The organism is [Mycobacterium] manitobense, assembly GCF_025821665.1.
Lineage (GTDB): Bacteria > Actinomycetota > Actinomycetes > Mycobacteriales > Mycobacteriaceae > Mycobacterium > Mycobacterium arseniciresistens.
In genome coordinates this window covers 187,740-208,270 of record NZ_JACKSJ010000148.1, presented here as the reverse complement: position 1 = coordinate 208,270, position 20,531 = coordinate 187,740, and the positions used below count along the sequence as shown (strand labels likewise).

19 protein-coding genes are annotated in these 20,531 nt (G+C 68.9%); 9 read left to right on the top strand and 10 right to left on the bottom strand.

All coding sequences use genetic code 11. The annotated features are described in order from the left end of the window. Window positions 1–44 precede the first annotated feature (44 nt). Together trhA and H7I41_RS18650 are read left to right on the top strand one after the other, a co-directional pair. Window positions 45–743 (top strand): PAQR family membrane homeostasis protein TrhA, encoded by a 699-nt coding sequence (gene trhA / locus H7I41_RS18655; RefSeq protein ID WP_264014087.1) that lies wholly within the window; start codon window positions 45–47, stop codon window positions 741–743. Between the two features lie 41 nt (window positions 744–784). Next, a complete protein-coding gene (locus tag H7I41_RS18650) occupies window positions 785–2,863 on the top strand; it encodes a RecQ family ATP-dependent DNA helicase (protein WP_264014086.1) in 2,079 nt (692 codons plus the stop codon). Here H7I41_RS18650 and H7I41_RS18645 read toward each other — a convergent pair. Beyond that, window positions 2,856–3,764 (bottom strand): IclR family transcriptional regulator, encoded by a 909-nt coding sequence (locus H7I41_RS18645; protein ID WP_264014085.1) that lies wholly within the window; start codon window positions 3,762–3,764, stop codon window positions 2,856–2,858. The two genes, H7I41_RS18650 and H7I41_RS18645, sit on opposite strands and share 8 nt — an antisense overlap. 89 nt (window positions 3,765–3,853) lie before the next feature. Between H7I41_RS18645 and H7I41_RS18640 the strand changes: the two genes are divergently transcribed. The 3 genes from H7I41_RS18640 to H7I41_RS18630 all read left to right on the top strand — a co-directional run bounded on the left by H7I41_RS18640 (window position 3,854) and on the right by H7I41_RS18630 (window position 6,990). Beyond that, complete coding sequence (locus tag H7I41_RS18640) at window positions 3,854–4,981, top strand: hypothetical protein (RefSeq protein ID WP_264014084.1); 1,128 nt, start codon at window positions 3,854–3,856, stop codon at window positions 4,979–4,981. 4 nt (window positions 4,982–4,985) lie between these two features. Beyond that, window positions 4,986–5,768: an SDR family oxidoreductase gene (locus H7I41_RS18635; RefSeq protein ID WP_264014083.1), complete on the top strand. Its 783-nt coding sequence runs from the start codon at window positions 4,986–4,988 to the stop codon at window positions 5,766–5,768. 76 nt (window positions 5,769–5,844) lie between these two features. Beyond that, a complete protein-coding gene (locus H7I41_RS18630; protein WP_264014082.1) occupies window positions 5,845–6,990 on the top strand; it encodes a sulfotransferase family protein in 1,146 nt (381 codons plus the stop codon). A gap of 4 nt (window positions 6,991–6,994) precedes the next feature. On the opposite strand, the gene H7I41_RS18625 is transcribed toward H7I41_RS18630, so the two are convergent. From H7I41_RS18625 to H7I41_RS18595, 7 genes are all read right to left on the bottom strand, one after another. After that, window positions 6,995–7,633: a sensor domain-containing protein gene (locus tag H7I41_RS18625; protein WP_264014081.1), complete on the bottom strand. Its 639-nt coding sequence runs from the start codon at window positions 7,631–7,633 to the stop codon at window positions 6,995–6,997. Window positions 7,634–7,650: 17 nt separating this feature from the next. Next, window positions 7,651–8,112 (bottom strand): hypothetical protein, encoded by a 462-nt coding sequence (locus tag H7I41_RS18620; protein WP_264014080.1) that lies wholly within the window; start codon window positions 8,110–8,112, stop codon window positions 7,651–7,653. Continuing rightward, window positions 8,109–9,284: a 3-ketosteroid-9-alpha-monooxygenase, oxygenase component gene (locus H7I41_RS18615; RefSeq protein ID WP_264014079.1), complete on the bottom strand. Its 1,176-nt coding sequence runs from the start codon at window positions 9,282–9,284 to the stop codon at window positions 8,109–8,111. Before H7I41_RS18615 ends, H7I41_RS18620 begins: the two co-directional genes overlap by 4 nt. 115 nt (window positions 9,285–9,399) lie before the next feature. Then, window positions 9,400–10,518, bottom strand: coding sequence for a class C beta-lactamase (ampC, locus tag H7I41_RS18610; RefSeq protein ID WP_264014124.1), 1,119 nt, complete (start codon window positions 10,516–10,518; stop codon window positions 9,400–9,402). A 109-nt stretch (window positions 10,519–10,627) separates the two neighbouring features. Beyond that, a complete protein-coding gene (locus tag H7I41_RS18605) occupies window positions 10,628–11,800 on the bottom strand; it encodes a thiolase family protein (protein ID WP_264014078.1) in 1,173 nt (390 codons plus the stop codon). A 4-nt stretch (window positions 11,801–11,804) separates the two neighbouring features. Continuing rightward, window positions 11,805–12,869, bottom strand: a complete 1,065-nt coding sequence (locus H7I41_RS18600) for a thiolase family protein (RefSeq protein ID WP_264014077.1) — start codon at window positions 12,867–12,869, stop codon at window positions 11,805–11,807. A gap of 12 nt (window positions 12,870–12,881) precedes the next feature. After that, entirely contained in the window at window positions 12,882–13,874 is a 993-nt protein-coding gene (locus H7I41_RS18595) for a Zn-ribbon domain-containing OB-fold protein (RefSeq protein ID WP_264014076.1), read from the bottom strand. Window positions 13,875–13,926: 52 nt separating this feature from the next. Between H7I41_RS18595 and H7I41_RS18590 the strand changes: the two genes are divergently transcribed. The 3 genes from H7I41_RS18590 to H7I41_RS18580 all read left to right on the top strand — a co-directional run bounded on the left by H7I41_RS18590 (window position 13,927) and on the right by H7I41_RS18580 (window position 16,960). After that, a complete protein-coding gene (locus H7I41_RS18590) occupies window positions 13,927–14,958 on the top strand; it encodes an LLM class F420-dependent oxidoreductase (RefSeq protein ID WP_264014075.1) in 1,032 nt (343 codons plus the stop codon). A gap of 113 nt (window positions 14,959–15,071) precedes the next feature. Continuing rightward, complete coding sequence (locus H7I41_RS18585) at window positions 15,072–15,752, top strand: acetoacetate decarboxylase family protein (RefSeq protein ID WP_264014123.1); 681 nt, start codon at window positions 15,072–15,074, stop codon at window positions 15,750–15,752. Continuing rightward, window positions 15,749–16,960: a cytochrome P450 gene (locus tag H7I41_RS18580; RefSeq protein ID WP_264014074.1), complete on the top strand. Its 1,212-nt coding sequence runs from the start codon at window positions 15,749–15,751 to the stop codon at window positions 16,958–16,960. Before H7I41_RS18585 ends, H7I41_RS18580 begins: the two co-directional genes overlap by 4 nt. A 69-nt stretch (window positions 16,961–17,029) precedes the next feature. On the opposite strand, the gene H7I41_RS18575 is transcribed toward H7I41_RS18580, so the two are convergent. After that, complete coding sequence (locus H7I41_RS18575; RefSeq protein ID WP_264014073.1) at window positions 17,030–17,866, bottom strand: type IV toxin-antitoxin system AbiEi family antitoxin; 837 nt, start codon at window positions 17,864–17,866, stop codon at window positions 17,030–17,032. A gap of 130 nt (window positions 17,867–17,996) precedes the next feature. Next, entirely contained in the window at window positions 17,997–18,797 is an 801-nt protein-coding gene (locus tag H7I41_RS18570; RefSeq protein ID WP_264014072.1) for a crotonase/enoyl-CoA hydratase family protein, read from the bottom strand. A 69-nt stretch (window positions 18,798–18,866) separates the two neighbouring features. Between H7I41_RS18570 and H7I41_RS18565 the strand changes: the two genes are divergently transcribed. Then, complete coding sequence (locus H7I41_RS18565; protein ID WP_264014071.1) at window positions 18,867–20,519, top strand: medium/long-chain-fatty-acid--CoA/3-oxocholest-4-en-26-oate--CoA ligase; 1,653 nt, start codon at window positions 18,867–18,869, stop codon at window positions 20,517–20,519. The last annotated feature ends 12 nt before the right edge of the window (window positions 20,520–20,531 follow it).

The window sequence follows — 20,531 nt, the reverse complement described above, 5'->3', positions numbered from 1 at the left end:
ACCCGGCTTACCGCGACATCGGAGACGCCCTGAACGATCGATCTATGGTGACTGGAACGCTCCAGATGCCGGAGCCCGTCGGCGGTCCGGTCAGCGATGTGTTCCTCGCACCCCGTGCCCGCGGCTGGATCCACGTCGTCGCCGCATTCCTCGCCGTGCTCGGCGGCGCGGCGCTGATCGGGGTCGCGTGGACCGGTGACCGGCCGACAGCGGCCGGCTGGGCCGCCCTGGTGTACGTCGCCGCGATCATCACGATGTTCAGCGTCAGTGCGGTGTACCACCGGATGCGGTGGACCTCGCCGGTCACCCAGAAGTGGATGATGCGCGTCGACCATTCGGTGATCTTCGTGTTCATCGCAGGCACCTACACACCGCTCGCACTGCTGGCCATGCCGCCGTCGGTCGGGGCCGAGGTGCTGGTGGTCGTGTGGACCGGCGCCGCGGCCGGCGTGCTGTTCAAGATGGCCTGGCCGTCCGGCCCCCGGTGGATCGGCGTCAGCCTGTATCTGGCCTTCGGCTGGGCGGCGATCTGGTTCGCCGAGACGCTGCTGCTCGGTGCCGGCCTGACGGTCGTCGCACTCTTGATCGCCGGCGCGGTGCTCTACAACATCGGCGCCGTCTGCTACGGCATGCGCTGGCCGAATCCGTGGCCGACCACGTTCGGGCACCACGAGGTGTTCCACGCGTTCACCGCGGTCGCGGCGCTCTGCCACTTCGCCGCCATCTGGCTCGTGATCGCCTAGCTGCCCGTCGGGCTGTCACCGGGGCCAGGCACGATTGCGGCATGGCGACGCGGACCGAGGCCCAGGCCCTTCTCGAGCAGCTGGCAGGACCGCACGCCACCCTGCGCGACGACCAGTGGACGGCCATCGAGGCCCTCGTCGTGCACCGGCGCCAAGCGCTGGTGGTGCAGCGCACCGGGTGGGGCAAGTCGGCGGTGTACTTCATCGCCGCGAAGCTGCTGCGCGCCGCCGGGCACGGTCCCACCGTCATCGTGTCGCCGCTGCTGGCGCTGATGCGCAACCAGGTGGCCGCCGCCGAGCGGGCCGGGGTGCGTGCCGCGACGATCAACTCGAGCAATGTCACCGACTGGGACGAGATCCACGCCCGGGTGGGGGCCGGTGACCTCGATGTCCTGCTGGTCAGTCCGGAGCGGCTGAACAACCCCGACTTCCGTGACCGGGTGCTGCCCGCGCTGGCCCGCGACGCGGGCCTGGTCGTGGTGGACGAAGCGCACTGCGTGTCCGACTGGGGCCACGACTTCCGGCCCGACTACCGCCGGATCCGCACCCTCATCGCCGACCTCGGCGCCGACATCCCGGTGCTCGCCACCACCGCGACGGCCAACGACCGGGTGGTCGACGACGTCGCGAGCCAGCTGGGCGTGGGCGGCCGCGACACGGTGGTGCTGCGCGGCGGACTGGACCGGGAGTCGCTGCGGCTGTCGGTGGTGAACGCGGGCAACCCGGCCCAGCGGGCCGCCTGGATCGCCGCGCACCTCGGGTCGCTGCCCGGCTCGGGGATCGTCTACACCCTGACTGTCGCGCAGGCGCACGACGTGGCGGCGTTGCTGCGGGAGAACGGCCACCCGGTCGCCGCGTACACCGGCGCCACCGAGGCCGCCGAGCGCGAGCAGCTCGAGGCGGACCTGCTCGCCAACGAGGTCAAGGCGCTGATCGCGACGTCCGCACTGGGCATGGGTTTCGACAAGCCGGATCTGGGGTTCGTCGTGCACCTCGGCGCGCCGTCGTCACCGATCGCCTACTACCAGCAGGTCGGCCGCGCCGGCAGGTCGACGGCGCAGGCAGAGGTGATCCTGCTGCCCGGCCGGGAGGACCAGGACGTGTGGCGCTACTTCGCATCGGTGGCGTTCCCGTCGGAGGCGATGGTGCGCGACGTGCTGCGGGCGCTCGAGCCCGACCGCCCGCAGTCGACTCCTGCGCTCGAACCGCTCGTCGACCTGAACCGCGCGCGGCTGGAGATGGTGCTCAAGGTGCTCGACGTCGACGGGGCGGTCCGGCGGGTCAAGGGCGGCTGGGTGGGCACCGGTGAGCCGTGGACCTACGACGAGGAGCGCTACCGCAACCTCGACGCCGCGCGCCGGCGTGAGCAACAGGCGATGCTCGAGTACCAGTCGACCGACGAGTGCCGGATGACGTTCCTGCGCCGTCAGCTCGACGATCCGGAGCTGACCGACGGCGAGCGCTGCGGCCGGTGTGACAACTGCGCGGGCAGTCACTACGGCGCCGACGTCGACGACGCGACCGCACAGGCCACCCGGCAACGGCTGCTGCGGCCGGGCGTGGAGATCACCCCGCGCAAGCAGTGGCCGTCCGGGCTGGCGAAGCTCGGCGTGCCGCTGTCCGGCCGCATCGGCGACGGGCCGGAGCCGGGCCGGGTGATCGGCCGGCTCACCGATCTCGGCTGGGGCGCCCGGCTGCGCGCGGTGCTCGACGCGCCGGACGAGGAGGTGAGCGACGACGTCGTGCGTGCCGCGGTCGACGTGCTGGCCGCGTGGGAGTGGCAGACACGCCCCGTCGCCGTCCTGGCGATGGACTCGGTGGCGCGGCCGCGGCTGATCGTGTCGCTGGCCGGCAGGCTCGCCGAGCTGGGCCGTCTCGAGAACCTGGGCACCTTGCGGTACCGGCCCGACCGTCGCCCGGTGAGCGCCGCGAACTCCGCGTATCGCGTTGCCGCGCTGAACGATTCGTGGGAGACGCCGGACCTGTCGACGGTTGGCGGGCCGGTGCTGCTGGTCGATGACCTCACCGACACGGGCTGGACGCTGACGATGGCCGCCCGGGTGGCGCGGGACGGGGGAGCGCCCGCCGTGCTGCCGTTCGCGATGGCCGCGGTCAGCTGACCGCTGGCCAGGAAGGCTTCTCGCCGCCCAGCTGAACGGTCAGTGCGTCGGCGGACGACATCAGCCGGCGCGCCCGCCGGACGATCTCGGCGGCGCTCAGCGACCGGCCGACGTGCAGGGAGACGACCATGGCCTGGCGCTGATGGTGGTCGTACACGGGGGCGGAGATGACGCTGACGTCGTGGCGCTGCCGCCCGTCGCCGGCGGACTCGCTCCGCAGGTACACCCGCTCGCCGATGTCGGACACCATCTCGCCGAGCAGCGCGCGCAACTCGTGGGGCAGTGTGCTCGGGATGCCCGCGGTCAGTGCGTAGAGCCGCTGCCCGGCTGCGGTCTGCCGCTCCACCAGGTAGCCGTCGGCCCGGCACTCGGCGATCACCCGCTGCAGCCGGTCGTCGTCCGTGCGGAGCGGCACCGTCGGCTCCTTGGCCAGCCAGGTCCGCACGGCGTCGTCGTCCCAGAGCACGAACATCAACCCGACGGGCGGCGCGAACGGATAGCTCTGGCCCACGTGCACCGGGGCGCTCGCCTCCGGTGGCGACACCAGGTCCAGCACGGTGATGCGGTCCTCGACCACCGCCGACAGCGCGGCCGTCGCCGAGTAGGCCGCCGAGAGCCGGCGCAGCTCGGCGCGCGCGGCGGGGTTGACCCGGAGCGACTCCTGGGCGGTGTGCCCGAGCGCGATCAGCGCGGGGCCCAGCCGGTAGGTCTTGTCCTGCGCGTCGCGCACCAGGTATCCCGCCGCGGTCAGGGTGGTGACGATGCCCAGGCACGTGGGCTTGCTCAGCTGCAGGCGCCGCGCCAGGTCGGACAGCCCGAACCGGCCCTGGGGGTGGCCGGCGAGGTAGTCCAGCACGGCCACCACGCGTTCGGTGGGCGGTGATGTGCGAGCCGTCGACATGTCAGAAATGTACCTTGTCGTTCCAAATATGAACCACAGATCGACCGACGCCCATTGACTAGCATTAGAACGCGTTCTAGTTTCAAGGCGTGTACTCCGCACCCTTCGCCGAGGCGATCGCCGAGGCCGAGCGCCTCGTCACCGAAGCGCCGTTCATCGAATCCGAAGCCGATCTGCTCGAGGGTCTGCAGTATCTCGCCGGCGGCATCGCCGCCTGCACGCACCTCGCCTTCGACTACGACCGCGACCACCCGTTCCTGCAGTCGGGGACCGGCCCGTTCACGAAGATGGGCCTGGACAACCCGGACACGCTGTACTTCGGCACCCGGGTGCACCCGGGTCACGAGTACGTCGTCACCGGCAAGCGCGGCACCACCACCGATCTGAGCTTCCAGATGCTCGGGGGCGACTACACCGACGACAACGTGCCGGCCAGCCAGGCCGCTTTCGACGACCGCGAACTCGACATCGCCTCCGACGGCACCTTCGAATGGCGGGTCACACCGAACAGCCCGTCGCAGTTGCTGATCCGTGAGGTCTACAACGACTGGTCGGCCGAGCGCGGCTACGTCAACGTCGCCCGCACCGACACCGCGGGCACCGCGCCTGCGCCGCTGACGAAGGAACTCATCGAGAAGCGCTACGCCGTTGCGGGCAAGCAACTGGTCCAGCGGGTCAAGACGTGGCTGCAGTTCCCGCAGTGGTTCTACGACAACCTGCCGGTCAACACGATGGTCGCGCCACGGCTGACGCCCGGTGGGCTGGCCACGCAGTACTCGTCGGTGGGTCGCTTCGACCTCGCGCCGGACCAGGCGATGGTCATCACCCTGCCGGTGTCCGACGCCCCGTACCTGGGCTTCCAGCTGGGCAGCCTGTGGTACATCTCGCTGGACTACATCAACCACCAGACGTCGCTGAACGGCACTCAGGCGCAGGCGGACCCGGACGGCAAGATCCGCATCGTCGTCGCCGACGCCAACCCCGGCGTGACGAACTGGTGCGAAACCCTCGGTCACCGCAAGGGCTATCTCCAGTTCCGGTGGCAGCGCCTCTCGCGTGAGCTGACGGAGGCCGACGGGCCGTCGGTGGAGATCGTCGACGTCGACAAGGTCGCCTCCGCACTGCCGTTCCACGAGACGAACAAGATCTCCGAGGACGACTGGCGCGAACGCATCGCGCTGCGGCAGCGGCAGATCCAGAACAGAATGGTGGGATGACCCGATGACCGGACTGCTCGACGGCAAGGTGGTCGTGATCAGCGGTGTGGGACCGGCGCTGGGGACGACGCTGGCCCGCCGCTGCGCCGAGAACGGCGCCGATCTGGTGCTGGCGGCACGCACCGTGGAACGGCTGGACGACGTCGCCAAGCAGATCACCGACCTGGGGCGGCGCGCGGTATCGGTCGGCACCGACATCACCGACGACGCCCAGGTGGCCAACCTGGTAGAGAAGACGCTCGAGGCCTACGGCAGGGTCGACGTCCTCATCAACAACGCGTTCCGCGTTCCATCGATGAAGCCGTTGGCCAACACCACCTTCGAGCACATGCGCGATGCGATCGAGCTCACGGTGTTCGGTGCGCTGCGGCTGATCCAGGGCTTCACGCCGGCGCTGGCCGAGGCGAACGGGTCCGTGGTCAACGTGAACTCGATGGTGGTACGGCACTCCCAGGCCAAGTACGGCGCCTACAAGATGGCCAAGTCCGCGCTGCTGGCGATGTCCCAGTCGCTGTCCACCGAACTGGGCGAGCAGGGCATCCGGGTGAATTCGGTGCTGCCCGGATACATCTGGGGCGGCACGCTGGAGAGTTACTTCACCCACCAGGCCGGCAAGTACGGCACCACCGTCGACGAGATCTACAGAGCCACCGCAGCCGCCTCCGACTTGAAGCGGCTGCCCACGGAGAACGAGGTGGCCTCGGCGATCCTGTTCATGGCCAGCGATCTGTCGAGCGGGATCACCGGACAGGCGCTGGACGTCAACTGCGGAGAGTACAAAGCGTGAGCACCGCGCGAGGACGAACGCGAGTGAGGATCGCAGCGAGGTACGAGCGAGGACCGGAGCGAGTGAGAGTCGAGCCATGAGCGCACGTACCAACGTCGGCACCGTCGAGGATCTGCACGCGTCGGCCACCAAGGCCTGCGGCCTCGACGATTTCGGCTCCGACGACGACAACTACCGCGAGGCGCTCGGCGTGCTGCTCGAGTCCTTCCAGCGCGATGCCGACCTGACCGAGTTCGGCAGCAAGATGCAACGCTTCTTCGTCCGCAACGCACTTGTGGCGCGGCTGGTCTCGGAGGCGGCGTGGAAGCAGTACCCCGAACACGCCGACGTCGCGATCGAACGGCCGATCTTCGTCACCGGGCTGCCCCGGACCGGTACCACCGCCCTGCACCGGCTGCTCTCCGCCGACCCGGGCCACCAGGGTCTCGAGCTGTGGCTGGCCGAGTTCCCGCAGCCGCGGCCGCCGCGCGAGACGTGGGCGGACAACCCCGTCTTCCAGCAACTCGACGCCCAGTTCACCAAGGCGCACGAGGAGAACCCGGACTACACCGGGCTGCACTACATGACCGCCGACGAGGTGGAGGAGTGCTGGCAGCTGCTGCGCCAGTCGCTGCACTCGGTGTCCTACGAGACCCTGGCGCACGTCCCGACGTACTCGCAGTGGCTGGCCCGCCAGGACTGGACGAAGCCGTATCAACGGCACCGGCGCAATCTGCAGCTGATCGGGCTCAACGACGCCGAGAAGCGCTGGGTGCTCAAGAATCCGAGCCACCTGTTCGCGCTCGACGCGCTGTTCGCCACCTATCCCGATGCGCTCGTCATCCAGTGCCACCGGCCGCCGGAGACGCTGATGGCGTCGATGTGCTCGCTGGCCCAGCACACCACCGAGGGCTGGTCGCACCGGTTCGTCGGCCAGCAGATCGGCGCCGATTCGCTCGAGACCTGGTCGCGCGGGCTCGAGAGGTTCAACACCGTTCGGGCGCAACACGACTCGGCGCAGTTCTACGACATGGACTACTTCGACTTCATCGCCGAACCGGTCGCCGAGGTGGAGCGCATCTACCGGCACTTCGGCCTGCCGTACACCGACGCCGCGCGCGGCGCGATGGAGCGGAGCCACGCCGAGAGCAAGAAGGGGCCCCGAGCGCCGAAGCACACGTACTCGCTGGCCGATTACGGCCTGACCGACGACATCGTCAAGGAGCGCTTCGCCGGGCTCTAGACGGTCATACCGTCATGTCGGCCAGGGTGTTGATGCGCTGCAGCGCGTCCCGCGCGACGGACAGCACGTCAAAGCCGCTCTTCTGCGCGCACGCGGTGAGTTCGACGGCCGCATTGTGCGCGGCGACGAAGGCGTTGTCGCACGACCACCCGCCGGTGATGGACCACAGCACGATCTGGGCCGAGCCCGACTCGCGCGCAGGCAGCAGGCGGAACTGAATCGTCTTGCCCTCCATGGTGATCACCGCCAGGTCGTCCTCCCGGCAGGCGTCGATGGTGCGTCTCACCTCGTCGACGGCGGCGGCGGTGTCGAAGTCGGCGCGGTACACCGCGGCCATCTGCTGCACCGAGACGGTACGGGCGGGGTCGCCGTAGAACTGACCGCCGTCGTGCGCGGCGGGCGTCCTACTGAAGATGAACGGCGGATCGACCTCCTGCGCCAGGCCGGCGCACCTCTCGGGTTCGACGGTCACGAACAGGTTCGACTCGTGCTCGGGTGCGGTCCTGTCGCTCAGCAGCCCGCCGACCTGTCCAGCGGTGATGGGAGCGACGGGCACCACGGCGCGGGGACGGGCGTCGTCCACCACCTGGGTGCAGCCGCCAAGCGCGACACACAGCAGACCTGCCGCCGCGGTCCTGAACATGGGATCAGTGTCGCAGCTCAGCCGTCGCCGGGCGACGGGGCGGACGACACCTCCTCGAGGCAACCCTCGGCGACGGCGTGTTTGATGCTGTCGGCCAACCTCGGACAACTGCGTGAGCGGGCCGAGTGGCCGCCGGACTCCCGGATCTCGGTGAAGTAGGCGCACCGCTGCGAAGCCGCGGAGTTCCACTGCACGGCGGTGTGTTCCGGGCCGAGCTTCTTCACGTCGACCGCCACGTGGCAGAACCGGCAGTCGATGGACACCAGACCCGAGGTCAGGTAGCGCTCACGGTCGCGACGGCTGGCCTCGCGCACCGCCTCGGCCCGTCGCGGGTCCGCGGCGAAATCCGGTGCCTTGGACCAGGATCCGCGACTGGGCGCGGCCGGCACGTCGTCCTCGTCATCATGGGCGCCGTGCAGGAGGAGCATCGACCGGGCCAACCGGTCGACGTCCGGTGCCTCCTGGCGCTCGCCCGTCATGACGTGGCCTGTTCGGCCTTTGCGTCGTCGGGTTCCTTCTCGGCTTCCTGACGCTTGAGGTTCTCCTCCACCTCGACCTGCCACTTCTCGTTGGCGGCCGTGGTGTCGACCTCGATCTCGAAGCGGTCGGTCATGTCCGGGGTGACGTCGGCGACGTCGACGTAGAACTGCTGGTACCAACGGCGCATCTGGTAGACGGCGCCGTCCTCCTCGACCAGCAGCGGATTGTCGATGCGGGTCTTGTGCTTCCAGATCTCGACGTCCTGCAGGAAGCCCTTGCTGACGCCCTCGGTGAACACCCGCGCCAGCTTGTCGGTGGTCTTGTCGTCCAGGCCCTTGGGCTTCTCGACGATGACACCCCACTGCAGCACGAAGGAGTCCTGCGAGACCGGGTAGTGGCAGTTGATCAGGATCGACTCGGCCTTGAAGCCGCCGTAGTTGTTGTGCAGCCAGTTGATCATGAACGACGGGCCGAAGTACGACGCCTCGCTGTCCAGGTGCGCCTCGCCATAGGTGGTGCCCATGTCGTTGATGTCCGCACGGCCCACGTTGTGCAGGTACTGCGACGCGATGTGGCCCTCGAAGACGTTCTTGAAGTAGGTCGGCAACCCGTAGTGGATGTAGAAGAAGTGCGCCATGTCGGTGACGTTGTCGATGATCTCGCGGCAGTTGGAGCGCTCGATGAGCATCGAGTTCCACCGCCATTCGGTCCACTCGTCGCTGGCGAACTCCGGGATCTCGGGGATCTGCACTTCGGGCTGCGGTGGGTTCCCCTCGTGGTCGTGCCACACGAAGAGCAGCCCGCCGCGGACGTCGGTGTGCCAGGCCCGGGTGCGGGCCAGCCGCGGGGTGCGCTTGGCGTACGGGACGAGCTTGCACTTGCCGTCACCGCCCCAGCGCCAGTCGTGGAACGGGCAGGCGACCTCGTCGCCCTTGATGGTGCCCTGGGACAGGTTGCCGCCCATGTGCCTGCAGTACCCGTCGAGGATCTTCAGTTCGCCCTTGGAGTCGGCGAACACCACGAGCATGGTGCCGAAGATCTCGACACCGTGCGGTTCCCCGTCCAGGAAGTCCTTGACGGGTCCCAGGCAGTGCCAGCCCCGGGCGTACCGGTCGGGCAGCGCTCCGGTGTCGATCTCGCGGACGCCTGCGCCGGCGGTATCAGTAGCCACGTCGCACCTCCAGATCTGGGCTTCTAACTAGAACACGTTACAGTTTTATCCCGCGTTCGCACAATGATTGGCCCGTGACCTGCGGCATACCCATGTCCGCGGCCTTCTGAACTGCTCACTCGCCGTCCAGGGCGGCCAATACCGCGTGCGCGGCTGTGACCCGGGCGGCGATCGGGAAGTTCTTGTTGGCCAGCATGACGACGCCGATGCGGCGCTGCGGCACGAAGGCGGCGTAGGCGCCGAAGCCGTCGGTGGACCCCGTCTTGTTGAACAGGGTGGGCGCGCCGGGCTGCTCCGGGGGCAGGGCCGCCACCGGCTGGGGCTCCATCGCCATCGATGTGGAGTTGCCCGCGAGCAGCTGGTCGAGGGCGACGGGGTAGGGGTACTGCTCCCAGCCCAGGCCCTGCACCATCGGGCCGACACGGTAACGGCCGACGTGCGTCGTCTCGACGGCCCGGCGCAACCGGGGCTCCAGGCCGTCGGGGGAGATGTTGCGCTCGACGAACCGGATCATGTCCGTCGCGGTGGACTTCACGCCGTATGCCTCGGCGTCGAAGACGCCGGGATTGACCCGCACCGGTCGGTCGGACTTGTCATACCCCCAGGCGTAGGCGTTCTGCGCCTGCGGCGGCACACGCACGAAGCTCTGCGGCAACCCGAGTCCGGGCATGACGTCGGCCTGCATCACGTCGGTGAAGTCGCGGCCCATCGCCCTCGCGCTGAGGTGTCCGAGCAGCCCGATGCTGGCGTTCGAGTACTGCCTGATCCGGCCCGGCGGGGCGGCCGGGCGCCACTGCCGGAAGTACTCCGTCATCGTGGCGGCGTCGGTGACGGTTTCGGGGAACTGCAGCGGGAGCCCGCCCGCGGTGTAGGTGCCGAGATTCGTCAGCGTGGCGCCGTCGACGGGGGCGCCGGTGAGCGCGGGCAGGTAGCGGCCCGGGTGGTCGTCGAGCGACAGGGCGCCCGTCTCGGCGGCGTACCCGGCCAGGGTGGCGGTGAGGGTCTTGCTCACCGACCCGATCTCGAACAGCGTGCCGGGCGTGACGGGCGCCCCGGTGTCCCGTGCCGCCACGCCGTAGCTGAAGAACTGGCTGCGGCCGTCGACGGTGACGGCGACGGCCATGCCGGGGATCCCGTGTTCGGCCATCAGCGGGGCGAACGCGCGGTCCACCGCGGCGGCGACGGTCCCCGGTTCGGCGCCCGCCGGCGCGGCCGGTGCCACAGCGGCAAGCATCGCCGCGGCAAGCAGGATTCTGAGCACTCGCACGGAGCTTCTCCTCGGGGTCGGGTCCGTCGTCCGCCCCAAGGTAGCCGCTACCGGCCGCGCCCCTGCCCCGCGTGCGTCAGGCGGGCTTGTCGGCGGCGACGACCCACATCGAGTAGTACTGCGAACCGCCGCCGTAGGCATGGCCCAGCGCCTTGCGGGCGCCCTGCACCTGGTGCTCGCCCGCCTTACCCATCACCTGGATCGCGGCCTCGGCGAAGCGGATCATGCCCGAGGCGCCGATCGGGTTGGACGACAGCACACCGCCCGACGGGTTGAGCGGGATCCGTCCGCCGATCGCGGTCTCGCCGGCCTCGGTGAGCTTCCAGCCCTCACCCTCGGGGGCGAAGCCGAGGTTCTCCAGCCACATCGGCTCGAACCACGAGAACGGCACGTACACCTCGGCGACGTCGATCTCGTCGATCGGGCTGGTGATGCCCGCGGCCTTCCACAGCGCCTTGGCGGCGTCCCGGCCGGCCTGCGGGTTGACCTGGTCGCGGCCCGAGTAGGCGAGTGGTTCGGTGCGCAGCGCGGTCGCGTGGATCCACGCCACCGGATTCCCCTCGGCGACGCGGGCGTCGGCGATCTCTTCGTTGCCGATCACCATCGCGCAGGCGCCGTCGGAGGACGGGCACGTCTCGTCGAACCGGATCGGGTCCCACAGCATCTGCGAGGCCATCACCTTCTCGAGCGTGATGTCGGGCTGGTGCAGGTGCGCCAGCGGATTCTTGGCGCCGTTGAGGCGGTCCTTCACCGCGACCATCGCACCGATGTGCGTCGGCGCACCCGACCGGCGGATGTAGGAACGCACGTGCGGTGCGAAGTAGCCGCCGGCACCGGCGCCGACGGGCTTGGTGAACGGCACCGGAATGCTCAACGCCCACATGGCGTTCGACTCCGACTGCTTCTCCCAGGCCATCGTCAGCACGCGCTGGTACTTGCCGGACTGCACCAGTGACGCGGCGACCACACCGGTGGACCCGCCCACCGAACCGGCGGTGTGCACCCGGATCAGTGGCTTGCCCGTTGCGCCCACGGCGTCGGCCATGAACAGCTCGGGCATCATCACGCCCTCGAAGAAGTCCGGCGCCTTGCCGACCACCACGGCGTCGATGTCGTCGAACGTCGATCCCGAGTCGGCGAGCGCCCTGTCGATCGCTTCACGGACGAGGCCGTTCATCGACACGTCCTGGCGCTTGGCGACGTACTTCGTCTGGCCGGTGCCCAGCACCGCAGCGAGTTGCTTACCCATCGTGTTACCGGCCTTCCAGGACTGCGACCAGATTCTGTTGCAATGCAGGGCCACTCGTCGCGTGGGCGAGTACCCGTCGCGCGGACCCGTCGAAGATGTGCCGCGCCGCGAAGCCGATGCGCTCGAGGCCCGCCGAGAACATCGGATTGGCGGCCAGCGCGCCGCCGGACGGGTTGATCTTCGTCGAGCCGTTCAGCCCGATCGCCTCTTTGAGGATCAGGTGCTGGTGGGTGAACGGCGCGTAGAGCTCGGCGACGTCGATCGATCCGGCGTCGCCACCCGTGGCGGCCTTCGCCGACGCCGCGGTCGACGGGGACGTCGTGAGGTCGCGGGCGCCCAGGATCGGCGTCTCGATGCGGTGCTCGAATCCGGTGATCCACGCCGGGTTCTCGCGCAGCTCACGGGCGCGGTCGCCGGCGGCCAGGACGATCGCGGCGGCGCCGTCGGAGATCGGCGCGATGTCGTGGCGGCGCAACGGATCGGCGAAGTACGGCCGCGCGAGCAGTTCGTCGACGCTCTCGGCGGGCTGCTCGCGATCGGTGCGCTCGGCGACGGCGAACGAGTCGAGTGCCACCTGGGCCATCTGTTCGGCGGTCCATTTGCCGGCGTCGAGGCCGAGGCGGGCCTGCAGGCCGGCCATCGACACCGAGTCGGGCCACAGCGGCGCGACGGTGTACGGGTCGGTCTGCAGCGCCAGCACGCGGCGCAGGACGCCGGCGCTGGACTTGCCGAAGCCGTACACCAGCGCGGTGTCGACCTCGCCGGTGAGGATCTTGATGTAGGCCTCGTAGAGCGCCCATGCGGCGTCCATCTCGACGTGGGACTCGTTGATCGGCGGCACGGCGCCGATCGAGTCGATCGCGGAGATGAACGAGAACGCGCGGCCGGCAAGGTAATCCGACGACCCCGAACACCAGAATCCGATGTCGGTCTGCTTGAGGCCGAGGTCTTCGTAGAGCTCGGCGAAACACGGCATCAGCATCTCGACGCCGTTGGTGGTGCCGTCGGTGCGGCGCACGTGCGGGGCGTGCGCGAAGCCCACCACTGCAACATCATTCGAGCCAGTCATTGTGTGCGCCCCTCAGAGGTGGTGCTTGTAGGTGTCGTACTCGGCGTCGGGCTCACCCGTCGGCCGGAAGTGCGAGATGTTGTCGATGCCAAGGCCCCACTCCTCGCGGGGCTTCCACACCGCCTGCACCCGCATCCCCATCCGCACATCGGCGGCCTCGATCTCGGTGACCAGGTGGAGGAACGGGATGTCCGCGCCGTCGAGCAGCACGTAGGCCGCCACGTACGGCGGCTTGATGCGCTGACCCGCGAACGGGATGTTGATGATCGCGAACGTCGTCACGGTGCCCTTGTCCGGCAGCTCGACGAACTCGGTGGTGGGCCGGCCGGTGCCCGGATCCGCTTCGCGCGGCGGGAAATACAGCTTGCCCTCCTTGCCGGTGCGCGCACCGAGCAGCTTGCCCTCCTCCAGCGCCCGCAGGAACGTGCTCTCCGGCAGCGACGCGGTGTGCTGGATCTCGATGCTGCTGTGGGACACCTGCACCGTCACCGGTTCGCGGTCGTCGGTGACGTCGGGGTGCTGTTCGGCCTCGTCGCCGAGCTCGAAGTAGGCGATGTCGGTGATCGCGCCCACCGGCTCGTCGGCCCAGTGCACGCGCACCCGGGTGCCGGCGCTGATTGCGTCGGACGACCCGGCGTCGACGGCGTGCAGCATCGGGGTGTCGGCGCCGTCCAGCGTGATGAGCGCCCACGCGAACGGACGGTCCAGCGGTTGGCCCTCCAGCGGCTGTGGCTGCCACGTCCACGACACCACCGTGCCGACCTCGCCCACCGGTACGATCTCCGTCAGCTGTTCGTAGCTGACCGGGTCGTATTCGGCGGGTGGCACGAGCACGCGCCCGTCGGTGCCGCGCACGCCGAGGATGCGCCGCGAGCGCAGCGCCGTGAAGAACTGACCGAGGAGTGGTCCGACTGAACGGGTGTAGTCGAAAGACAGTCTCAGCGGCGCGGAGAGCGGCTTCTCATGCTGGTCGATCAGGGCCGGGCTGCTTTGGCTGGCGGTCACGGCATCGAGTAGAACAGGTTCTAACTATGGTTTCAAGAACAGGGTGGCACTGATGAAACTGGGACTGCAGCTCGGCTACTGGGGCGCACAGCCGCCGGAGAACGCCGCGGAACTCGTCGCAGCGGCCGAGGACGCCGGTTTCGACACCGTGTTCACGGCAGAGGCGTGGGGCTCGGACGCCTACACCCCCCTGGCGTGGTGGGGTCGCGAGACCACCCGCATGCGGCTGGGCACGTCGGTCATCCAGCTGTCGGCGCGCACGCCCACCGCCTGTGCGATGGCCGCGCTGACGCTCGACCACCTGTCCGGCGGTCGGCACATCCTCGGCCTCGGCGTCTCGGGGCCGCAGGTCGTGGAGGGCTGGTACGGCCAGCGGTTCCCGAAGCCGCTGGCGCGCACGCGGGAGTACATCGACATCCTGCGCCAGGTGTGGGCGCGCGAGGCGCCGGTGCACAGCGACGGCCCGCACTACCCGCTGCCGCTGACCGGCGAGGGCACCACCGGACTGGGCAAGAACCTCAAGCCGATCACCCACCCGCTGCGTGCCGACATCCCGGTGATGCTCGGCGCCGAGGGGCCGAAGAACGTGGCGCTGGCCGCCGAGATCTGCGACGGCTGGCTGCCGATCTTCTACTCGCCGCGCATCGCGGGGATGTACAACGAGTGGCTCGACGAGGGCTTCGCCCGGCCGGGCGCGCGCCGCACCCGCGAGGACTTCGAGATCTGCGCGACGGCGCAGGTGGTGGTCACCGACGACCGGCCGGCGGTGATGGAGCTGATGAAGCCGCACCTGGCGCTCTACGTCGGCGGGATGGGCGCCGAGGGCACCAACTTCCACGCCGACGTCTACCGCCGGATGGGCTACTCCGAGGTGGTCGACGACGTGACGCGGCTGTTCCGGTCCGACCGCAAGGACGAGGCCGCCAAGGCGATCCCCGACGAGCTGGTCGACGACTCGGCGATCGTCGGTGACCTGGCGTTCGTCGAGGAGCAGATCAAGGCATGGGAGGCCTCCGGCGTCACGATGATGGTGATCGGCGCGCGGTCGACCGAGCAGATTCGTGATCTCGCCGCCCTGGTCTGAGTAGACACTTCTTGCAAGCTGTCTAGAACACGTTCTAGATTCAACGTGTGACCGACACCACCCCTGTCTCGGGGGAGAGCTCCACATACACCATCCAGGGCACCACGCTGACCATGCCGGTGCGTATCCGCAGGGCCGACACCCACGTCGCGATGTTCTCCGTCGACGCGGCCGCCGCGCAGCGGTTGATCGACTACAGCGGGCTGAAGGTGTTCGAGCTGCGGCCGGGCCGCGCGGTGGTGATGCTGATGCTCGTCCGGTACCACGACGGCGACCTCGGGAAGTACCGCGAGTTCGGCACGGCGGTGATGGTCAGCCCGCCGGGCAAGACCCTGAAGGGGCTGGCGTCGATGCAGTCGGCCGCCGCGTTCATCCATCACCTGCCGGTCAACCAGGGCTTCACCCTCGAAGCGGGACAACGCATCTGGGGCTTCCCGAAGATCATGGCCGACTTCTCCGTCCGGGAGACGGGCGGCTTCGACTTCGACGTCAGCGAGGAGGGGAAGCTCATCGCGGGCATCGAGTTCCGCAGCGGCGTGCCGATCCCCTCGGCGTTGACCGCCAAGCCCCAGGTGCTCACCACCTTCAGCCACCGCGACGGCGTCACCCGCGAGATCCCTTGGGAGATGCGGAACTCCGGGATGCGGGTCCGCCTCGGCGGCGCGCGGTTGCGACTCGGTGACCATCCCTACGCAGACGAGCTGCGGTCGCTCGGTCTGCCGAAACGGGCGTTCGCCAGCCAATCGTCTGGCAACGTCGAGATGACCTTCGGCGACGCCCAGGAGATCCGATGACACAGACGCTCCCGACGACCAAGCCCGACGTCGACCTCGCCGACGGCAACTTCTACGCCGACGGGCCCGCCGCCCGCGAGGCCTACCGGTGGATGCGGGCCAACCAGCCGGTGTTCCGGGATCGCAACGGCCTGGCCGCGGCGACCACGCACGCCGCGGTGCTCGACGCGGAGCGCAACCCCGAGCTGTTCTCGTCGACCGGCGGCATCCGCCCCGACCAGCCGGGCATGCCGTACATGATCGACATGGACGATCCGGCGCACGTGCTGCGGCGCAAGCTGGTGAACTCCGGCTTCACCCGCAAGCGCGTGATGGACAAGGTGCCGTCGATCGAGCGGCTCTGCGACACCCTGATCGACGCGGTCTGCGAGCGCGGCGAGTGCGACTTCGTCCGCGACATCGCCGCGCCGCTGCCGATGGCGGTGATCGGCGACATGCTCGGCGTGCTCCCCGAAGAGCGCGACATGCTGCTGCAGTGGTCCGACGACCTGGTGTGCGGGCTGAGCTCGCACGTCGACGAGCTGACCGTGCAGAAGCTGATGGACACCTTCGCCGCCTACACCGCGTTCACCATGGACGTCATCGCCAAGCGGCGGGCCGAACCCACCGACGACCTGTTCTCGGTGCTGGTGCACGCCGAGGTCGAAGGTTCCATGATGGCCGACGACGAGATCGTCATGGAGACGCTGCTGATCCTGATCGGCGGCGACGAGACCACCCGGCACACGCTGTCGGGCGGCACCGAGCAGCTGCTGCGCCACCGCGACCAGTGGGAGAGCCTGCGCGCCGACGTGGAGAAGCTGCCGGGCGCGATCGAGGAGACCCTGCGCTGGACTTCGCCGGTGAAGAACATGTGCCGCACGCTGACCGCCGACACGGAGTTCCACGGCACCGAGCTCAAGCAGGGCGAGAAGCTGATGCTGATGTTCGAGGCGGCCAACTTCGACGAGGACGTGTTCGGCGATCCCGACAACTTCCGGATCGATCGCAATCCGAACAGTCACCTGGCCTTCGGCTTCGGAACGCACTTCTGCCTCGGCAATCAGCTGGCCCGCCTCGAGCTGCGGTTGATGCTGACCAAGGTGTTGCAGCGGCTGCCCGACCTGCGCCTCGCCGACGGCGCGACGGTGCCCCTGCGGGCGGCCAACTTCGTCAGCGGGCCGGAGGCGATGCCGGTGGTGTTCACGCCGACCGCGCGGGTGCTCTGAGTCGTCTCCGCCGCGTCCGCGCCGAATGTGAAACTGTGGCGGGATTCGGGCCGGATTCCCGCCAACGCTTCACATTCGGCGATCCCAGGCGGCCTGTAACCGACAGATGATGCCCCCTTCGGTGTCCTGGCACGTGACCCGGATGTCGGTCCAGCCGAGTTCGGTGACGGCGTCGTGGCGGTGGATGTCCTTATTGAAGCGGATGGGTCCGCGATGGTGGGCGCCTTCGTAGTCGAGCGCGACCTTGATGTCCTCCCAGCCCATGTCGAGCACGGCCACCAGGACGCCGTACCGGTCGCGAACGGGGATCTGTGTGGTCGGCGGCGGGAAGCCGTTGCGGACGACGAGGAGTCGTAGCCACGTCTCTCGCGGCGACTCGGCGCCCGGGTCCACGAGCGCGAGAGCCCGACGCGCCGCCCGAATGCCGCGGCGGCCTCGGTACCGCCCCGCGAGGAGTTCGACGTCGGCGACTTTGAGGTGAGTGGCATTCGCCAGTGCGTCGATCGCGGCGACAGCCGGGCCCTGCGGATAACGGCATGCCAGGTCGAGCGCCGTGCGGACCGGAGTCGTGACGACCATGCCGTCGATCGTGGTCAGCTCGTCATCCGCGATGGCGTCGGCCCACGTGCTCATGCCTCGGGGCGGGTGTCGATTCCCGTAGAGCAATTCGGCCGGCGCTCGGGGATCCAGCCACTTGGTGCCGTGCATCGCCGCAGCCGATCGGCCGGCGAGAATTCCGCGGCGTCGTGACCACAGCCACGCCGCCTCGGCACGCAGCCGTGCCGAGACCTCCGCATCTGCAGGTACGTAGACGCCGGGATACAGCGCGGTGTGACGACTGCGGAGTTGATGGCGGGTCAGCACACCGCCGGTCAGCGCCTCACCCCCGATGAACGGCGTCTCCATGGCAGAAGTGTGCCGACACCGACCGACACCGTCGCGAATGTGAAACCTGGGCGGAAAAAGTGCCCTGAACCCGCCAAGGATTCACACTCGCGCGCCGGGGCGACCCACGACCGGAAGCCGTGAGAGCCGCCTACTTCATCTGGAAGTTGGGCGCCCGCTTCTCCTTGAACGCCCGCGGGCCTTCCTTCGCGTCGTCGCTGATGAAGACCTCGATGCCGATCTTCGTGTCGATCTTGAACGCGTCGTTCTCGTGCAGGCCTTCGGTCTCGTGGATCGACCGCAGGATGGCCTGCACGGCGAGCGGACCGTTCTTGTTGATCACCTCGGCGATCTCGAGTGCCTTGTCCAGTGCGGTGCCGTCCGGCACGACGTAGCCGATCAGGCCGTACTGCAGGGCCTCGGCGGCGGTGATGTGCCTGCCGGTGAGCAGCAGGTCGCACGCGATGGTGTACGGGATCTGGCGCGGCAGGCGCACGGCCGACCCGCCCATCGGATACAGGCTCCACTTGGCCTCGGAGATGCCGAACTTGGCGCTCTCGCCGGCGATGCGGATGTCGGTGCCCTGCAGGATCTCGGTGCCGCCCGCGATGGCGGGTCCCTCGACGGCAGCGATCAGCGGCTTGGTCAGCCGGCGGCCCTTGAGCAGGCCGTCGATGCGCGACGGGTCGTAGGCGCCGCTCTTGAAGGAATCGCCGGGAGGTGCCTTGGTCGCGGCCTTGAGGTCCATGCCCGCGCAGAAGTAGCCGCCGGCGCCGGTGAGGATGCACGTCCGGATCTCCGGATCGTTGTCGACGCGGTCCCAGGCCTCGACCATTATCGAGAGCATCTCGGTCGAGAGCGCGTTGCGCGCCTCGGGCCGGTTGAGCGTCAGGATCAGAGTGTGTCCGCGCTGCTCAATGAGGGCGTCGGGGCCCTTTTCCGGCTCGCTCACAGGTATCCGCCTTCCCACCGATCAACCACAGACTTGTCACGAAATGTAACACGTTCTAGTTTAGGGATCGTGGCCCTGAACATCGCCGATCTTGCCGAGCACGCCATCGACGCCGTGCCTGACCGTGTCGCCCTGATCAGCGGCGACGAAACGCTGACCTACGGCCAACTCGAGGAGAGGGCCAACCGGCTGGCGCACTACCTGCTCGAGCAGGGGGTGAAGAAGGACGACAAGGTCGGGCTCTACTGCCGCAACCGCATCGAGATCGTGATCGCGATGCTGGGCATCGTCAAGGCCGGCGCCATCCTGGTCAACGTCAACTTCCGCTACGTCGAGGGCGAACTGAAGTACCTGTTCGACAACTCCGACATGGTCGCGCTGGTGCACGAGCGCCGCTACGCCGACCGCGTCGCCAACGTGCTGCCCGAGACGCCCAACGTCAAGACGATCCTCGTCGTCGAGGACGGGTCCGACGACGACTTCCAGCGCTACGGCGGCGTCGAGTTCTACGCCGCCCTCGAACAGGCGTCGCCCGAACGCGACTTCGGCCCGCGCAGCGAGGACGACATCTACCTGCTCTACACCGGGGGCACCACCGGCTTCCCCAAGGGCGTGATGTGGCGCCACGAGGACATCTACCGGGTCCTGTTCGGCGGCACCGACTTCGCGACGGGTGAGCCGATCGCCGGCGAGTACGACCTGGCCAAGCAGGCCGCCGAGAACGCACCGATGATCCGCTACCCGATCCCGCCGATGATCCACGGCGCCACCCAGTCCGCGACGTGGATGGCGCTGTTCTCCGGGCAGACCGTGGTGCTGGTGCCGGAATTCGACGCCGACGAGGTGTGGCGGACCATCGAGAAGCACAAGGTCAACCTGCTCTTCTTCACCGGCGACGCGATGGCGCGCCCGCTTCTGGATGCGCTTCTGGCGCACCAGGACAACGGCAACACCTATGACCTGTCGAGCCTGTTCCTGCTCGCCAGCACCGCGGCGCTGTTCTCCACCAGCATCAAGGAGAAGTTCCTCGAGCTGCTGCCCAACCGCATCATCACCGACTCGATCGGGTCCTCGGAGACCGGCTTCGGCGGCACCAGCGTGGTGGCCAAGGGGGAGTCCCACACCGGCGGCCCGCGCGTGACGATCGACAAGAACACCAAGGTGCTCGACGAGGACGGCAACGAGGTCGAGCCCGGATCGGGCAAGCGCGGCATCATCGCCAAGTGCGGTCACATCCCGGTGGGCTACTTCAAGGACGAAGAGAAAACCCGGCAGACCTTCCGCGTCTACCACGGTGTGCGCTACGCGATCCCGGGTGACTACGCCGAGGTCGAGGCCGACGGCACGGTGACGATGCTCGGCCGCGGATCGGTGTCGATCAACAGCGGCGGCGAGAAGATCTACCCCGAAGAGGTCGAGGCCGCACTCAAGGGACACCCCGACGTGTTCGACGCGCTGGTGGTCGGTGTGCCCGACCCGCGCTTCGGGCAGCACGTGGCCGCCGTCGTGCATCCCCGCAGGGGCAGCCGCCCGGCGCTGGCCGACCTCGACGCGTTCGTCCGCAAGGAGATCGCGGGATACAAGGTGCCGCGCAGCCTCTGGTACGTCGACGAGATCAAGCGGTCACCCGCGGGCAAGCCGGACTACCGGTGGGCCAAGGACCTGACCGAGGAGCGCGCCGCCGACGAGGTGCACGCCAAACACGTGGGAGCGGGAGCATGACAGGGCGAGCGA

Excerpts from the sequence above, each read along its gene's own strand:
- trhA (WP_264014087.1), top strand. The coding sequence starts at position 45 with ATGGTGACTGGAACGCTCCAGATGCCGGAGCCCGTCGGCGGTCCGGTC.
- H7I41_RS18600 (WP_264014077.1), bottom strand. The coding sequence starts at position 12,869 with ATGACTGGCTCGAATGATGTTGCAGTGGTGGGCTTCGCGCACGCCCCG.
- ampC (WP_264014124.1), bottom strand. The coding sequence starts at position 10,518 with ATGCTTGCCGCTGTGGCACCGGCCGCGCCGGCGGGCGCCGAACCGGGG.
- H7I41_RS18575 (WP_264014073.1), bottom strand. The coding sequence starts at position 17,866 with ATGGAGACGCCGTTCATCGGGGGTGAGGCGCTGACCGGCGGTGTGCTG.
- H7I41_RS18650 (WP_264014086.1), top strand. The coding sequence starts at position 785 with ATGGCGACGCGGACCGAGGCCCAGGCCCTTCTCGAGCAGCTGGCAGGA.
- H7I41_RS18635 (WP_264014083.1), top strand. The coding sequence starts at position 4,986 with ATGACCGGACTGCTCGACGGCAAGGTGGTCGTGATCAGCGGTGTGGGA.
- H7I41_RS18585 (WP_264014123.1), top strand. The coding sequence starts at position 15,072 with ATGCCGGTGCGTATCCGCAGGGCCGACACCCACGTCGCGATGTTCTCC.
- H7I41_RS18605 (WP_264014078.1), bottom strand. The coding sequence starts at position 11,800 with ATGGGTAAGCAACTCGCTGCGGTGCTGGGCACCGGCCAGACGAAGTAC.
- H7I41_RS18620 (WP_264014080.1), bottom strand. The coding sequence starts at position 8,112 with ATGACGGGCGAGCGCCAGGAGGCACCGGACGTCGACCGGTTGGCCCGG.
- H7I41_RS18580 (WP_264014074.1), top strand. The coding sequence starts at position 15,749 with ATGACACAGACGCTCCCGACGACCAAGCCCGACGTCGACCTCGCCGAC.
- H7I41_RS18630 (WP_264014082.1), top strand. The coding sequence starts at position 5,845 with ATGAGCGCACGTACCAACGTCGGCACCGTCGAGGATCTGCACGCGTCG.
- H7I41_RS18625 (WP_264014081.1), bottom strand. The coding sequence starts at position 7,633 with ATGTTCAGGACCGCGGCGGCAGGTCTGCTGTGTGTCGCGCTTGGCGGC.
- H7I41_RS18590 (WP_264014075.1), top strand. The coding sequence starts at position 13,927 with ATGAAACTGGGACTGCAGCTCGGCTACTGGGGCGCACAGCCGCCGGAG.
- H7I41_RS18645 (WP_264014085.1), bottom strand. The coding sequence starts at position 3,764 with ATGTCGACGGCTCGCACATCACCGCCCACCGAACGCGTGGTGGCCGTG.